Below are 15,273 nucleotides of genomic sequence, written 5' to 3'. Positions count from 1 at the left end.
CACTGGGGTTATATGCAGCAACTCTTGCGCGATATGGGAGGATTTTCCAATTTCGCCATTTCCTTCTCCATCATTTCGATCATCACCGGCGCAGCCACCATGTACGGGCACGGCATTTCTTACGGCGGGCCCATGGTGTACGGCTGGGGCTGGCCCATTGTCACGATATTTACGCTGTTCGTGGCTTCCAGCATGGCGGAAATCGCGTCGGCTTACCCCACGGCCGGAGCCATGTACCATTGGTCTTCGGCCTTGGGGGGTCCGGGCTGGGGCTGGTTCACCGCGTGGTTTAATTTTGCGGGCCAAGTCGCTATTTTAGCGGGCATTGATTACGGCATCGCTCTATTTGCCGTGCCTTTGCTTGGCCTGCCTCAAACCCAAACCGTTTTCTTGACCGTTTACGCCCTGGTTTTAATTTCCCACGGCGTTTTCAATCATTACGGCATCCGAATCGTGGCTTGGCTTAATGATTTCAGCGTCGTTTATCATATTGTCGGCTCAGCCGTGCTCGTGGGCGCCCTGCTTTTGTTCGCGCCGATGAAACCCGTCTCCTTCGCTTTCAAGGAAACTTGGACCGCATCCTCTTATCCTTTCTGGTGGGCGTTTCTTGTCGGGCTTCTGCAGCCCCAATGGACATTGACCGGCTATGACGCCTCCGCGCATATCACCGAAGAAACGGTTGATCCAAGAAGAAACGCTCCCTGGGGAATGTTTCTGGCCGTCTTAATCTCGGGAATCGTCGGTTTCATTCTGAACTTGGTGACAACCCTGGCCATCGGCGACTTGCCTGCTACGGCCAAGGCTGAGAACCCCTACCTCTACATCTTTACGAACGCACTGGGCGGATGGACGGCCAATGCGATTCTATGGATGGTTTTAGGCGCCATGTGGTTTTGCGGCCTTTCCTCGCTGACTTCTTCGGCGCGCATGCTCTTCGCCTTCGCCCGGGACAAAGGGATCCCCGGTTGGCGGCGACTAGCCACGATCAGCCCCTCCCATAAAACCCCGGCCGTGGCCACATGGGTCCTGGTGGCGCTCGCCTTTGCCATTGCGATTTATTCCAAAACCTATACCGCCATTGTTTCCATGAGCGTGATCGGACTCTATGTTTCTTATGTTATGCCTGTTTTTCTGGGCTTAAGGGCGCGTTTAAACGGCCGTTGGAAAAACTTCGGCCCGTGGAATTTGGGCCGCTGGGGAGCCCCCGTTAATATCGTGGCTCTATTGTGGGTCTGTTTCGTCTCCATTCTTTTTATCGCGCCTCCCAACCAGTTGGCTGGTTATTCATTCGCCGGCGTCCTGGCGGCCTTGGTCATTTACTATTTTGCTTGGGCTAAAAAACATTTCAAAGGCCCATTGAAGCTGACAGCCACGGAGGAAGAATTGATGACCACGGCGCCCCATGCGCCAAAATCAGCGCAGGCCATGCCCACGTAAATGAATTTATCACGCCGGTCGTTCATCAAGTGGGTCATCAGCGCCGGCGCCGTGGCTGCTTGCCCCTGGCCGATGAGCGCGCAGGCTGAGCCTGGCCGCAAAAAAATCCCTAAAGGAAAACTCACAAGCGAAACGAATAAAGTTTGCCATCAAGTCAAAGACGGCCACGAATTGCCCTTGCCCGAACCCTCCGCCGTCCATGACATCGTGATCGTCGGCGGAGGCCCCAGCGGTTTGGCGGCCGCCGATGAGATTCAAAACTCGGATTTTCTTCTCCTTGAAAAAGAAAACCACGTCGGCGGCAACGCTTACACCGAATCCTGGCGCGGCTTGAACTACTCGACGGGCGCGGCATGGGCCAGTATTTTCAGCCCGGAAGTCGACGCCATTTTCAAACGATGGAAATTCGACATGAAACTCATCAAAGGCGTGGACGCCGCTTATTTCAACGGCGTCTGGGTTAAAGATTTCTGGAACGGAAAGGTCGATAATCCCAATCTCGACAAACTGCCCTATCCCGATTCCGTCAAAGAAAGCATGCGGGAATTTTGCCGGCATATCGGCCCCATCGACATCGAACAGGAAAAAGAGCGTTTGGATCGTATGCCGTTTTCCGAAATCCTTAAAAATTACACGCCGGAATTGAAGGCTTTTTGGGATGCGTTCGGTCCGTCCAATTGGGGCGCGGTCAGCGAAGACACATCGGCTTATTTGGGCATTCAAGCGGCGCGTGATTGGTGGCAAAGCGAACGCTATAGTTTCGAAGGTGGGATGGGCATGGGTTCGAGGAAAATTTACGAACACCTGAGCCCGGAAGCTCAAAACAGAATTCTGTTGAACGCCGCCGTTTATAAAGTTCGTAAACAAAACGGAAAGGTTCTGGTCAGTTACATGCTTAAAGGCAAACCCCGGACGGTGCAAGCCAAAGCCGTGGTCATGGCCACGCCCAAATTCATCACCAAATATATCGTTGAGGACTTGCCGCTCGATCAAGTCACGGCCATGGGCCATGTCCGCTTCGCGCCTTTTCTCGTTTACAACCTGTGCTTCAACAAAGTCGTCTATAACCAAAACTACGACAACTGGATTATCGGGAGCAAAAACCTCACGGATTTCATCCCCGCAGACTGGGTCACACACGCGGATGGGGGAGATTTAAACCGCCCCCAAATCATCACGGTTTACGCCCCCAAGCCCGAATCCCTTCGCGAGGACTTGCTCGAGGATAAAAAAGTCTTGGCCATGGCCAAATCAGCGGTCGAAGAGTTGACGGATTTATTCCCCGGCTGGCTCAAACATCTTGAAGAAGTGCGCATTTACCGCCGGGGCCATCCCATGTATATGTCCACGCCCGGCTTTCTGACCAAAATTCAGCCTGTCGCGGGCCGCGATTTTCCTCCGATTTATTTCGCCCACTCCGATTCCATGGGGGAACTCTCGGATCTGGCCTACGCCGGCCTCTCCGGCATCCGGGCGGCTCAAAAAGCCGCCAAACATATTTGATCAAGATTACCGCCCTTCTCATTGCATTGCTGACGGCTGCGCAGGCCCATGGGCAGACTTGGCGTTTCAGCGGCTCGGCCTCTTATGCCAGCGGTAAATACGGAGGCCTGACGCCGGTTAAAACCTGGTATTACCCGTTGACGCTGCGGCGCCAATGGGACGCTTGGGATGCTTCCGTCACAACCGGACTCCTGTCCGTTGAAACGACCAACGAAGCTTCATTCATCGCAGGCCGGGCCCACCGCACCCAAAGCGGACGCAGAAAGTTATCCGTCCGTTCCGAATCCGGTTTAGCCGATGTCGTCACCCAAGGCCGCTATTATCTTTTACAGCAAACCGATGCCACCCCTAATCTCGATCTCACGGCCAGGATCAAATGGCCGACGGCTGATGAAAAACACGGGCTCGGAACCGGGGAGCACGACTTCGGCATCGGCATAGATATCAGCCATCAAGCCGCCGAACATTGGATCGGTTATTTCAATTGGGATTACGCCTTTATCGGCGATCCTCCGGGGCAGGACCTCAGCAACCAGACGACCGTGGCGTTCGGCCTTGGCCGGCGCATCGGCTCCGCGGAATTGGGCGTTCTTTTTGAAAACAAAACCGCGCTGATCGCCGGAGAATCATCGTCGCGATTAATTGAGATGGCTTTATCCGCCAATGTCGCTTCCCGGCTGAAAATTCTCAGCAGCTTGGGTTTCGGCTTATCGAAAGGGGCGCCTGATACGATGTTTTCAGGCGGTCTCAGCGCGAGTTTTTAGAGGACGCGTCCACTAGCGCTCAACCCCCAACTTAAATACCTTGCTTGCGGGGCCTGCTTGAATATGAATGAGGTAAATTCCGCTGGCGATGCGCTCGCCCCAGTAATTCCTCGCGTTCCACGTCGCCAAGCCGCCGGATGAAGCGTTGAAATCAGCAAGTTTTTCTCCATTCAACGTATAAATCGTCAAGGTGCTGTCCGCCGGCAAATTCGAAAATTTGACCTCCGTATGCCCCTTGGAAGGGATAAAAGGGTTGGGGAAAATCTTGGCTTGATTAAATGTCGACTGCGCCGTTGCCTCCATGATCTGGAAAATAGAAAATGCGCGCGTCCGGCAAGTGACTCTGTTATTGGCCGGGTCCGGCGTCGAATCGATAACCGGAACCCAGAATACGCGTAAGGCGTCGTAGCGGGCGCAAATCAAACGGTTTTCATCCATGCCCGTAACATCCGAATCACGGTAGTTGATGGTCACTGTAATGTCGGACTGGGCGGTTAAAACAGGGGTCGGCGTAATTTCAACCGCAACGCCCGTGCCCTTAAGGTCGGCCAGAGGGCTTGTCGCAGCGGGGATTGATCCGGGCGTTGTGACCGTAAAATCCACGTTTTGCGTATAAGTGCCGGCCGGAATCGATACGGTAACCTCGCCGGGAGAGGGATTGTAAGTGATTGTCGCGGCTGTGCCCGGGGTCACGGTTTGAACGGTCGGTTGCGCAGAGAGAGTGACGGTCGAAATAATAGTCGTCCCCGCCGTCAAAACCCCATCGCCGTTTTTGGCGTAAAGCTGAAAATAATACGTATTGCCGCCGCCCAGACTGCTTAGCGTAGTCGTTAAATCCGTCGTTTCGACCGTCGTCGTTGAATTGCCCGCCAGCCAATAGGCCAATTTATAAGTCGTTCCCGCTGGATTGGTGTTCGCAGACCAAGTTAAAACAATCGAACTGACAAAAACCTGGCTCGCCGCCAAATTTCCGGGCACAGCCGCGAGCGTATAAACTGTTTTTGCGGAAGAGGTGGAATTACTCGCCGGTTCCAAAGAAATCACGACGCGCGAATAGGCGGTGTTCGTGGAGAGGCCCGTTTCCGTAAACGATGTCGCCGATGACGCCAACGTGGACGTCGAAACATAGCTCGTCGTATTCGTGGCATACGCCACGTGGTAGCCCGTTTGAGAGGAAATATCAATCGCCCAGCTCCAGGTAATCGAACTTGTTCCGATCCCGGTCCCGGAAAGCACGGGGACGCTCGAAGGGGCGCTCAACTTGGCCACATACATATCCGTATATGAATTTGCCGCATAACCCGCCGCAAATATATTGCCGCTGTTATCGACGGCAACGCCGTAGCCGAATTCAATGATATTGCTGGTGGAAATAGTGGCGCTGGATTGCAACGCCAATGAAGAGTTGAATTGGGCGACGTAAATATTGGTACCGCCGACATTCTCCCTCGTTTGACCGACGACATAAACGTTGCCCGAACTATCCAGTGCAATGGCGCGTCCATCGTCAACATCCGGCGTCGCCTGGGAGAGGGTCACGCTTGTTTGAAAAACAAGCGATGTGTTGAAACGACCCACAAAAATATTGGTATCGACCGTGCCGTTGACGGCCCCCGTTACGTAAACATTGCTGCTTGCGTCAACGGCAATCCCATAGCCGATATCCGTCGACCCCGTGTTGATGACGGCGCTGGATTGTAAAACAAGCGAAGAATTGTATTTAGCCACCAGGATGTTCTCGAAGCCGTTTGCGCTGGAATCCCGCACATATCCCGTAATATAGACGTTGCCGCTGGAGTCCACGGCAACGCCGTGGCCTCGGTCATTATCCACGCCCGTCGGGCTGTTAATGGTGGCCGATGTTTGCAACACGAGAGAAGAATTAAGCTTGGCTACAAAAATATTCTCAAGCTGCGCGCCTTGCGTAACGTAACCCGTGACATAGACATTGCCGCTGGAATCCAAGGCGATGCCCTGGCCCGCATCATTATCGGACGACGAAGTCCCGCTGAGCGTGGCGCTCGACTGAAGAACAAGGGATGAATTAAATTTGGCGACAAAAATATCATTACCTGTCGACGACTGCCCGATGTAGCCGACGGCATAAACATTGCCGCTGGAGTCCACCGTAAGACCGCTGGCTTGCGCCGAAGCGCCGGAAGCTGAACTGCGAATCGTCACGCTGGATTGAAAAACCAATGAAGAACTGTACTTCGCTACGATGAATTCCTTGAATGTTCCGAAATCCAAAGAGCCCGCCGCATACACAGCATTGGCGGTTGCATCCCAAGCGACGGCCAACGCCTTATCCTCGTCCGTCGTGCTGGCGCTGGCGTCAATCGTGGCGGAAGAACGCAGAACCAGGGTGGTTGCATGGCCATAAGAGGCGGCCAGGACGGCCAGTAGACATAAAACTCGTCCCATTAGAAGCTATACCCCATTGAAATCCTGTGCGTCAATCCCAAATGGCCCATGGGCGCCAACGCATAATCAATGTTAACGCTTTTGACCTCCACGCCAAAACCCATGAATAAACCGGCCATGCCGGAGATATCGTCGAAGCTTCTTGAATTGAATCCGGCGCGTCCCGTCATCGGACTGCCCATGATTTTGGCGTGCTCGATCCCGACGGCTACGGCGTGTTTGTTGTCCCTGACTGCGACAACATCAACGGTAACGACCGCGCGCTCGCGGCTGACATCCAATGATGTCTCGGCCATGGTGTCATAGAGAGTGAATGCCGAACCCAAACGCAGTTCAAGAGGCAACGGATCGCTTTCGGTGTGAAATTTAAGCCCGGAGCCGATATTTTTGGCGACGGCAGAAAACGCCAGACGGTCCCGCAAAAAGCGCACCGGGCTGTTGACGCCGACATCGAACGCATAAGTCGAAGCCGATGCGACGATTTTTGAGGAGACATGTTTGGCGGCGATGCCGATCGGCAACGAAAAAGGCGCACCCGCCCAACCCACGGTCACGACCGTATCTTTAGGCGAATAGCTGCCCAATGCCAAGCCGCCATCATCCGTCTGATCGATCTTGCCGATATTAAGGTACTGATAAGCGGCCCCCAAACGACCGAAGGCGCCGGGTAACCGGCTGATCCAAGCCGCATAACCAAAATTGATGTCCGCTACGTAAAAGGCATGCATGAATCCGGCGGCATGAGGACGCTGGATATGATTTAAACCGGCCGGGTTCCAATAGAGGGCGAAAGGATCATCGGCTAACGCGGCATAAGCCTCGCCCATGCCGATGGCGCGAGCGCCTTGGGCCAGCCTCAAGACCTGCGCGGAGGAAGTTCCTTTTGCCTTTTCGGAAAAACTGACCGCCCGCGCCGCCGTCGTGCACGCCAACAACGCCAAAACAAGCGCCCCTAAGCGCCTCATTCTCCCTCCGAACAATAACGAAAACACCTTTTAGAAGCCTAGCTTCCATTGTCCCTTATTTCAATGTGAATTTACTCAGCCGGCACATTGGGGCCGATGGTAGAGTGAATTCTTTGTAAAATAATTGGTGCCTCCTGTCCTGGAAGCCTCCGAACCAAACGCATCCCTGGTCTTGAAAACTCCAAGCCAGGACACCGGCCTTCTGGAGTATCCTCAAGAGCTTTCTTATTTGGATCCGGAGTTGACCGACGTCGTCCATGGTCTTATTGAAAAAGCCAGGATGCGGCAAGATGAAAGCGTGCGCGGCCGCCGGGGCTGGCAGACCCTTGCCGAACAACGCAAACTTCACATGGCCTGCGAGGGGAGGAGCCCGGAGGCCGTTCAAGCGTACTTGGAGATCAAACGCAAAGAGGCAGACCGCTCTTTCACGCCCGAAGAAATAGCCCGTTGGACGCGCGAGTACGGCTTCCGGCCCGTCCAGGACCCGGTCGCGGCCGCGGTCAAACTCATCATCGTCAGCACGGAATCCGGCTTGGCCTATTTCGTCCGTATGCTCGACGAGCACCACAACAAGGGCTTGCACCTGCCCAGCATGGCCCCCTTCCTTAAATACTGGGTCGCCGATGAGTTTGACCATCAACTGGGGACCGCTTTTGTCATGAGTATTCAGGATGATCTGCCCGCGGATTATGACTTGGAGCAAAAAGCCATTAATATGGCCGAATTTCACATTAAGTTTGGGGTCTACGCCGGACCTCTTGAGGCTTTAACGTACGCTACGATCCAAGAATTCCTGACCCAACGCACCTACCAGCAGGCGATCCGCTATTTTTTGGGCAAAATTCCAAGGCTGGACCCGTTGAACCGCTTAAGCGAAGAGGAAAAAAGACAACCCATCGATCCCTTCATGGCCGATTACTATGTTCCCATCGCCCAAGACGAGGGCTATCATCACGGCGTTTTTCTGAGCGCACTGAAAGCCCATCTTCAAAATAAGCCGGACCGGCTGGCGCTGGTTTATGATTGTTTGAGGCTTTTCAAAATGCCGGGGGCCAATTGGCCTAATTTTCAGGCTCGGGGCGCGCTGATGGCCGCCGCCGGGCTTTATTCTCCCGTTTCCGAACTCGACGTCATTTTTCACGAAATATTGACGCTCAAGCTGGATTTTGAAAATCTCCCCACGCCGCCGGGCTCTTTAGGCGCGATGGCCAAGAAAAAAATCCGGGAGTATTATCCCTTGGAACGAAAACGCCGCGAGCGGCTTGAAACCATCATGAAGCGGCGCGTTCTAAGAGCGTATAAAACAGAAATTTCTTCTTAAGGTATAGACCCGGCCTCGCCGGTTATCCATTCCCGCCATCAAAAGAACAAGATAAAATGAACCCGTGTTAACTCAAACCGTGACATCAACAGACGTTCTCCGGCGCTGGGTTGAACGCTCCCGCAAATCGCAGGAACTCCATGCCAAGGCCAAAAAACTCCTGCCCTTGGGGGTGGAAAGCCATTATCGCGCTATTGATCCCAATCCCATTTTTATCGAACGGGCCCAGGGCAGCCGCATTTGGGACGCGGACGGTAATGAATATCTGGATTTCGGCTTATGCTTCGGCGCTCTCTTCGTCGGCCACGCTCACCCCAAAATTTTGGAAGCGGTCAATGCCCAGATGAAAGAAGGCTCCATGTATACCATGCCGCACCGCCATGACATCGATCTGGCGGAAAACCTGCTGTCGCGCTTTCCCATGGACCTGGTGCGCTTCACCAATTCCGGCACCGAAGCCACCATGCACGCCATCCGCACCGCGCGCGGCTATACCAAAAGAAACAAAATCATCAAATTTGAAGGCGGTTTCCACGGCTGTCACGATTATGTTTTAGCCAGCACAAAGCCCGACCTGAAGGAAATCGGGGAACCCTCGGCTCCCAATCTGGTGCCTGGCTCATTAGGCATTCCGGAAGAAACCCTCAATAACACGCTGATCGCCGGCTTCAACAACTTGGAATCCGTCGAGCGCCTCTTTAAAAAATACCCCGGGCAAATCGCGGCGGTGATTTCAGAGCCGGTGATGATGAACACCGGCGTCTGCCTGCCTCAGGATGACTTTCTGCAAAAATTGCTGGATGTTTGCCATCAAAACGGCGCCCTTCTCATTCTGGACGAGGTCAAAACCGGCGCTAAAATCGCTTGGGGCGGGGCCTGCGAAACGTACAAGCTGAAACCGGACCTTATCTGCCTGGCTAAAACCATCGGCGGCGGCCTCCCGCTGGGCGCCTTCGGCGGCAAAAAAGAAGTGATGTCGGTTTTAGAAAATTTTTCGGTCAGCCATGTCGGGACTTACAACGGCAATCCTCTTTGCATCAAAGCCGGCGCCGTCACCTGCCGCGATATTTTGACCAAAGACGTGTACCCGAAAACCCAGGCCTTAAACAAGCGCCTGATGTCCGGCTACGCGGATATCATGAAAAAGAACCGTCTGCCCTGGCACATGGCTGAGATCGGCCCCATTGGAACGGTCCATTTCACGCCTGAACAAGTCCGCGACTACCGCACGTGGGCACAAACGAACAAAGAAATTTGGAAACGCTACTGGTTCGGCATGTGCAATGAAGGGATCATCCCGACGCCTTACGGCTGGGATGAACAATGGACGATTTCCGTTCAACATACCCAAGCCGATATCGACCGTCACCTGGCCGTCTTCGAAAAAATCGCGCCTACGCTCGTTCCTTGATTCTTTTTATCATCTGCTTCTTGGTTTCCATGACGCCTCCGGCTTTCAGCCAAGAATGGCGCCGGCTATTTACTCAAGCCCACGATCTTTATGAACGCAAACAATACGACCAGGGATTGACCGCGGTTCAAAAAGCCCGCGCTTCCGCCGAAAAAGCCAGAGGAAAAATCAGCCGGGAAGTCGCCGAGATATTGAACCTGGAAGCCTTGTATTTTCGCGCCATGAAAAAACACCGTGAAGCCATCGGGGTCTGCGAGCGCTTGGTTGAAACGGACAGAAAACTGCGCACCAAATACCATGTCAATGTGGCCCTGGACTACGAATGCATCGGGGAAATGCGCGAAAAACTCGGCGAATACGATCAAGCCCTCGCCGTTTACAAGCAAGCGCTCGACATCCGCAAAAGCGTCTTGGGCTCCAACGATAAAACGGTGAAACGACTTTCGGAGACAATCGCGGAAGCAGCCCGGGCCGCCGGAAAAAATCCTCAAGACATCCTAGGCGAAACCGTTGAAGAATTACCGCCGGAAACAATGCCGCTTGAAGAACGCCAGAGGACCTTTATCAAAAAAACCTGCCGCGAGCTTAAAGGAGGCAAGCTCTCGTCAAAGCTGGATTTAGCCGGCCGCGAACTCTTGGCCGAAGCCGCGGCCGCTGAAATCGGATTTTTTTATCCGGACTCAACCGTCATCGGCATCAAACCCGAGAATCTTTTTAAGGACGATAAAATCCTCACGCTGGCCTGTCACGGCTCTTCACGAAAAAGCTGCCCGGCCTACCGCGAAGATTTGGAAAACCGAATCAGAAAAATCGCTTTGCTGAAAGCTGTTTTTAACGACGAGGAATGGGACGCAAGGGAGCTGTATAACCAATCCCTGCTGACGCTCACTGACTTCGGCGGACGGGTGCACACGGAAACCCGCGAACATTGCATGAAACGATAAATAATAAGGGAAATATGACAACAATTCAAATTTGGATCGCGGCCGGAGTCGGCTGCTACATGGCCATGATGCTCGGCGTCGGTTTTTGGGCAAGCAAAAAGGTCAACAACACGGCCGATTATATTGTGGCCGGCAGGCGCCTGCCTTTGTGGATGGCCGTGGGCACCACATTCGCCACTTGGTTCGGAGCCGAAACCTGCATGGGCTCATCAGGCACGGCCTATCACAAAGGGCTTTTAGGCGTTATTATCGACCCCTTTGGCGCGGCCCTCTGCCTCATTCTGACCGGTCTTTTCTTTGCGCGCACCCTTTACCGGTTGAATATGGAAACAATCGTCGATTTTTTTGATCAACGCTTCGGCCAAACATTCGGCAAACTTTCCGCCGCCCTTTACATTCCGGTTTACATGGGCTGGATCGGCGGACAACTCTTGGCCTTCGGCATTATCCTGGAAACCCTGACCGGCCTGCCCAGAATGCCCAGCGTCTTGATCGCCACCGCCGTTGTTCTGATTTATACATACTCCGGCGGCATGTGGGCGGATACGGTGACCGATGTTTTTCAAATGGGGATTCTGCTCGTGGGTTTTCTGATCATGTACCCTATGGTGATGAATAAACTGGGTGGTTTTGCCACGGCCAAAGCGCAAATCCCTCCTGATTTTTTCCATCTCTACCCCAGGAATGCCTCTTGGTTTGATTGGGCTAATTACGCCCAATCCTGGATGATTGTAGGCCTGGGCTCTATCCCCGCCCAAGATTTAATCCAACGTATTTTTGCCTCCAAAAACGAGCGCGTGGCTCAGGCGAGCGCTTTGGTTTCCGGCTTCATGTATCTGACCATCGGGCTTTTGCCCGTGCTCCTGGGCATTTTCGGACGCTTGATCGTGCCCGCTGAAAAAGGGGATTCCGTATTGATCGAATTAATCCTGGGTTCTTTGCCCGCGCCCTTGATTGCGCTGATGGTGGGCGCGCTTTTATCCGCGATCATGAGCTCGGCCGACAGCGCGATTTTGTCTCCGGCTAGCATTATCGGCAATAACCTCATGCCTTATTTCAAAAAAGGCGTTGATGACAAAACAAAACTCGCCTGGTGCAAATTTTCCGTTCCGGTCATAGGGATCGGCTCTCTGCTGTTGGCGCTGTACTTCCAGAATATCTACAAGCTCTGCCAAGAAGCCTGGACTTTGATGCTGGTGAGCCTGGTCGTGCCGCTGGTCGCCGGGCTTTACTGGAAACGGGCCACGGGACCAGGCGCCGTGGCCAGCGCCCTGGCCGGGGTCGCATCTTGGATTCTTCTGACGCTGACCATGCCCGAGAACTATCCTCACAAATTGTTCGCTTTTTTGATCAGCGCGGCCGCCATGGCCGCCTTGAGCCTGTTGGGCCCGCAATCAAAACAAGTTGGAGCGAGGCCCGGCGTTCCGGCCGTCGCCTAAAAATCAAAACGCTCTTCTTGCGCTTCAACTACGCCCCTGTTACCCTCAAGCAGGTGTAAAATGCGGATTTTTCTGGCGCTCTTCTTAGTCGGTGTCGGCTCTGCGGCCAATGCCATGGACGATTGCGAAATCCATCCGGGACGAACGGCCGATTTTCCGGCTGAATTTTCCGTTTGCTGGGTGTATCCGCGATACCCGGCAAAAGCGCAAGTGGGCGACGCAAGAACCATCGGCATGCTCAGGGATCCTCGCACCTATCGATTCCCCGGAGCCGGCAATGTTGTCATGCAGGGTCCGATTTCCGGCGTTCTGCTTTATCCTTGGGTTTACAGGATGACACTCATGGCCCACAGAGGGAAACTCTATGCCCTGCTCGATCCAATGCGCGAACGCCGCGAAGCGCTCAAGGAACTCAGGAAACAGCTTGAGCAAGCCGGCGATGCCTGGACTCAACGCCACGAAACCATCGAACGCATGAATTCGGACGATACCTGGTGGATCGTCCGGGGTAAGAAAGGCCGCTATTGGTTTGAACGGACAAATTGGCAAACCTTGGAAAACGCTGATGCGAACGCGTCGAAATCCAAAGAACCGGTCCCTCCGGACGAACCCCAAGCTTCCCCGCAAGACATAACCTGGATCAGGGAGGCCGATAAGGAAGATCTTGTTGAATACCTCGGTGAGTTCGAGCCCCGGGTGCGCATCGAAGGGCGGGCCGTGACCCGGGCGGGCGCCATTCCTCTGTCAGGTGAAGCCCAGGCCGTCGTTGATGAGCTCAACAACCGTTTCCAAGAAGAAGCCAGCGTAGAATTGCGGGCCCGCATCGAGGCCAACCCAACGCCCGAAGGCCGCTGCGATGTCCACTGCTATCACCCCGAGCGTGGCGATTTTGACAACGATGAGATTTATCTTTTTGCGCTTACGGAACGGGACTGGGAATCCATCATGGAAAACTGCCGAGGCGCGGTTCTGGCAGGCAGTTTTTGCCAGGGCGCGCATTGAAGGACGCGCCGTCGCCCGCATCAGCGCTATCCCTCAAGTCGATCCGCCAGTGATTGCATCGCAGCGAACGCCCGGCATAGTCGATGTCGCACTCCTCAAACTGGACGAAGCCGGCCTTACGGCAGATTGCATTTGACGCCGCGTTGGTGATGCCCGGAAAAGCGTGCAACGGACTGAAGCGCTGCTCGGCCTTGGCCTTGTTGAGAACAAGCCGCACCGCGGCGCTGGCGTAACCGCGACCTTGAAACGCGGGAAGAATCATCCAACCGATTTCATTAATCGGCTTGCCGTGGTATTCGCTATCCCATAAAACGACGGTTCCCACGGCATCAGAGACCGTCTTAGGCACGACTTTGAACCACCAGCAGCTGCCTTCGGCCATTTTTTTCAAGCGCTTAGAGTGGATTTGCGGAATCCGCTCTTTTGGCATCGGTCCGCCGAGCTCTTTCATGACGATGGGGTCGCATTCTAAAGCTTGCGTCAGCGTGATATCTTCCGCGGCACAAGGCACGAGCTCCATGACGACAGTATAGTCTTTGGGATTGACCGGAATCGGTGCTTTAGTTTAAAAATCGAACAAAATAGTAAGTGGTATCATGGGAATATGAGCCCTAAAACTCAAGAAAAACCGAAGGTTGCCCAGGCCTCGAAAAGCATTGAGGTTCTGGATAAATACACCGGCGAGTCGATTGGCCGGGTTCCCGAAGCCTCCAAAGAAGATGTGGACCGGGCCTTGGCCCAAGCTCAAAAAGCTTTCGAGTCCTATGCTGAATTGCCCGCTCATCGCCGGGCGAAAATCCTAGAAACGGTTTCTCAGCTTCTTTTGAAAAACAAAGAAGATATCGCGAGAACCATTTGCCGCGAAGCAGGCAAGGCCTGGAAATATTCGACTATTGAAGTGGACCGGGCCGCTGAAACGTTCAAATTCGCGGCTGAAGAAGCCAAACGCATTCACGGGGAAACAATCCCTCTGGATGCCTCGTCCGCAGGCGAAGGGCGTCTGGGTTTTTACGTACGAACGCCGATCGGCGTGATCGCAGCCATCAGTCCCTTTAATTTTCCGCTCAATCTTGTGGCCCATAAAGTGGCTCCTGCTTTGGCCGCAGGGAATGCCGTGGTTTTAAAACCGGCGACAACAACGCCGTTAACCGCGTTTAAGTTAGGGGCAATTCTCAAAGAAGCCGGTCTGCCCGAGGGCGTTTTTCACGTCGTTGTCGGCGGCGGCTCAACCGTCGGCAACTGGCTTGTTGAAGATAAACGTCCGGCCATGGTGACGTTCACCGGCAGCCCGTCAGTGGGCGAAACCATCACACGGCGCGCAGGCTTGAAAAAAATCACGCTGGAGCTGGGGAACAACGGCGCAACGATCGTTGAAGCGGACGCGGACTGGAAAGCGGCTGTGCCCAGATGCGTGATGAGCGCCTTCGCCAATTCAGGGCAGGTTTGTTTGTCCCTTCAACGGCTTTACGTGCATCAGGATATCTTCGAGCCTTTTTCCAAAGCCTTTGTTGAGGCCACGGCTAAACTTAAGGTGGGCAATCCGGTTGACAAAGACTGCGATGTCGGGCCCATGATCAGCGAGGGAGAAGCCGTGCGCGCCGAAGCTTGGATTAAAGAGGCGCTCGGCCAGGGAGCCAAAGTATTAACCGGGGGAAAACGCCGGGGCGCGGTTGTGGAGCCCACGGTTTTAGGCAATGTCACGGAAAAAATGAAAGTGATGTGCCAGGAAGTTTTTGCGCCCCTTGTCTCTCTGGTGCCTTACAAGGATTTCGACCAAGCCTTGGCTCTCTTAAACGATTCCGACTACGGCCTCCAAGCCGGCATTTACACCTCAAATATCGCCAAGGCTTTAAAAGCCGTCAAAAAAATTAATGCCGGCGGCGTGATGATCAACGACACCTCGATTTTCCGCGTGGATCATATGCCCTACGGCGGCAATAAACTGTCCGGTTTAGGCAGGGAAGGCGTGCGCTTTGCCATCGAAGAAATGACCAACCTGCGAATGGTGGTCATTAAACCAACGGCTTAAAAAATAGAAACAAACACCTCTTTTCCTTTGTTGT

12 protein-coding genes are annotated in these 15,273 nt (G+C 54.0%); 9 read left to right on the top strand and 3 right to left on the bottom strand.

Annotated features, from left to right (window positions below; all coding sequences use genetic code 11):
• Nucleotides 1–33: 33 nt before the first annotated feature.
• From HYT79_03695 to HYT79_03685, 3 genes are read left to right on the top strand one after another with little or no spacing between them, the layout of a single operon-like run.
• Nucleotides 34–1,437, top strand: a complete 1,404-nt coding sequence (locus HYT79_03695) for an amino acid permease (protein ID MBI2069683.1) — start codon at nucleotides 34–36, stop codon at nucleotides 1,435–1,437.
• Nucleotides 1,438–2,940 (top strand): FAD-dependent oxidoreductase, encoded by a 1,503-nt coding sequence (locus HYT79_03690; GenBank protein MBI2069682.1) that lies wholly within the window; start codon nucleotides 1,438–1,440, stop codon nucleotides 2,938–2,940.
• Nucleotides 2,937–3,704, top strand: a complete 768-nt coding sequence (locus HYT79_03685; GenBank protein MBI2069681.1) for a hypothetical protein — start codon at nucleotides 2,937–2,939, stop codon at nucleotides 3,702–3,704. The genes HYT79_03690 and HYT79_03685 overlap by 4 nt, the downstream gene beginning before the upstream one ends.
• A gap of 12 nt (nucleotides 3,705–3,716) precedes the next feature.
• Here the strand turns inward: HYT79_03685 and HYT79_03680 are convergent, their stop codons facing one another.
• Both HYT79_03680 and HYT79_03675 read right to left on the bottom strand, forming a co-directional pair.
• Nucleotides 3,717–6,128 (bottom strand): SBBP repeat-containing protein, encoded by a 2,412-nt coding sequence (locus HYT79_03680; protein ID MBI2069680.1) that lies wholly within the window; start codon nucleotides 6,126–6,128, stop codon nucleotides 3,717–3,719.
• On the bottom strand, nucleotides 6,128–7,093 hold the full coding sequence (locus HYT79_03675; GenBank protein ID MBI2069679.1) for a PorV/PorQ family protein: 966 nt from the start codon (nucleotides 7,091–7,093) through the stop codon (nucleotides 6,128–6,130). Before HYT79_03675 ends, HYT79_03680 begins: the two co-directional genes overlap by 1 nt.
• A 127-nt stretch (nucleotides 7,094–7,220) precedes the next feature.
• On the opposite strand from HYT79_03675, the gene HYT79_03670 reads away from it, so the two are divergent.
• From HYT79_03670 to HYT79_03650, 5 genes are all read left to right on the top strand, one after another.
• On the top strand, nucleotides 7,221–8,414 hold the full coding sequence (locus HYT79_03670; protein ID MBI2069678.1) for a hypothetical protein: 1,194 nt from the start codon (nucleotides 7,221–7,223) through the stop codon (nucleotides 8,412–8,414).
• 79 nt (nucleotides 8,415–8,493) lie between these two features.
• Nucleotides 8,494–9,825 (top strand): glutamate-1-semialdehyde 2,1-aminomutase, encoded by a 1,332-nt coding sequence (locus HYT79_03665; GenBank protein MBI2069677.1) that lies wholly within the window; start codon nucleotides 8,494–8,496, stop codon nucleotides 9,823–9,825.
• A complete protein-coding gene (locus tag HYT79_03660; protein ID MBI2069676.1) occupies nucleotides 9,822–10,769 on the top strand; it encodes a tetratricopeptide repeat protein in 948 nt (315 codons plus the stop codon). The genes HYT79_03665 and HYT79_03660 overlap by 4 nt, the downstream gene beginning before the upstream one ends.
• 14 nt (nucleotides 10,770–10,783) lie before the next feature.
• Entirely contained in the window at nucleotides 10,784–12,208 is a 1,425-nt protein-coding gene (locus HYT79_03655; GenBank protein ID MBI2069675.1) for a sodium:solute symporter family protein, read from the top strand.
• A gap of 60 nt (nucleotides 12,209–12,268) precedes the next feature.
• Nucleotides 12,269–13,210 carry a hypothetical protein gene (locus HYT79_03650; protein MBI2069674.1) on the top strand — a complete coding sequence of 314 codons (942 nt, stop codon included), beginning with the start codon at nucleotides 12,269–12,271 and terminating at the stop codon, nucleotides 13,208–13,210.
• Here the strand turns inward: HYT79_03650 and HYT79_03645 are convergent.
• Nucleotides 13,152–13,730: a GNAT family N-acetyltransferase gene (locus tag HYT79_03645; protein ID MBI2069673.1), complete on the bottom strand. Its 579-nt coding sequence runs from the start codon at nucleotides 13,728–13,730 to the stop codon at nucleotides 13,152–13,154. The two genes, HYT79_03650 and HYT79_03645, sit on opposite strands and share 59 nt — an antisense overlap.
• A gap of 84 nt (nucleotides 13,731–13,814) precedes the next feature.
• Between HYT79_03645 and HYT79_03640 the strand changes: the two genes are divergently transcribed.
• Complete coding sequence (locus tag HYT79_03640; GenBank protein ID MBI2069672.1) at nucleotides 13,815–15,239, top strand: aldehyde dehydrogenase family protein; 1,425 nt, start codon at nucleotides 13,815–13,817, stop codon at nucleotides 15,237–15,239.
• The last annotated feature ends 34 nt before the right edge of the window (nucleotides 15,240–15,273 follow it).

The sequence above is a fragment of the Elusimicrobiota bacterium genome (assembly GCA_016180815.1).
Classification (GTDB): domain Bacteria; phylum Elusimicrobiota; class Elusimicrobia; order JACQPE01; family JACQPE01; genus JACPAN01.
This window is presented reverse-complemented; position numbering and strand designations above follow the sequence as displayed.

Bases quoted from the DNA above. Each gene is read 5' to 3' on its own strand.
- HYT79_03695 (MBI2069683.1), top strand. From the start codon at position 34: ATGGGAGGATTTTCCAATTTCGCCATTTCCTTCTCCATCATTTCGATC.
- HYT79_03690 (MBI2069682.1), top strand. From the start codon at position 1,438: ATGAATTTATCACGCCGGTCGTTCATCAAGTGGGTCATCAGCGCCGGC.
- HYT79_03680 (MBI2069680.1), bottom strand. From the start codon at position 6,128: ATGGGACGAGTTTTATGTCTACTGGCCGTCCTGGCCGCCTCTTATGGC.
- HYT79_03675 (MBI2069679.1), bottom strand. From the start codon at position 7,093: ATGAGGCGCTTAGGGGCGCTTGTTTTGGCGTTGTTGGCGTGCACGACG.
- HYT79_03655 (MBI2069675.1), top strand. From the start codon at position 10,784: ATGACAACAATTCAAATTTGGATCGCGGCCGGAGTCGGCTGCTACATG.
- HYT79_03650 (MBI2069674.1), top strand. From the start codon at position 12,269: ATGCGGATTTTTCTGGCGCTCTTCTTAGTCGGTGTCGGCTCTGCGGCC.
- HYT79_03645 (MBI2069673.1), bottom strand. From the start codon at position 13,730: ATGGAGCTCGTGCCTTGTGCCGCGGAAGATATCACGCTGACGCAAGCT.
- HYT79_03640 (MBI2069672.1), top strand. From the start codon at position 13,815: ATGAGCCCTAAAACTCAAGAAAAACCGAAGGTTGCCCAGGCCTCGAAA.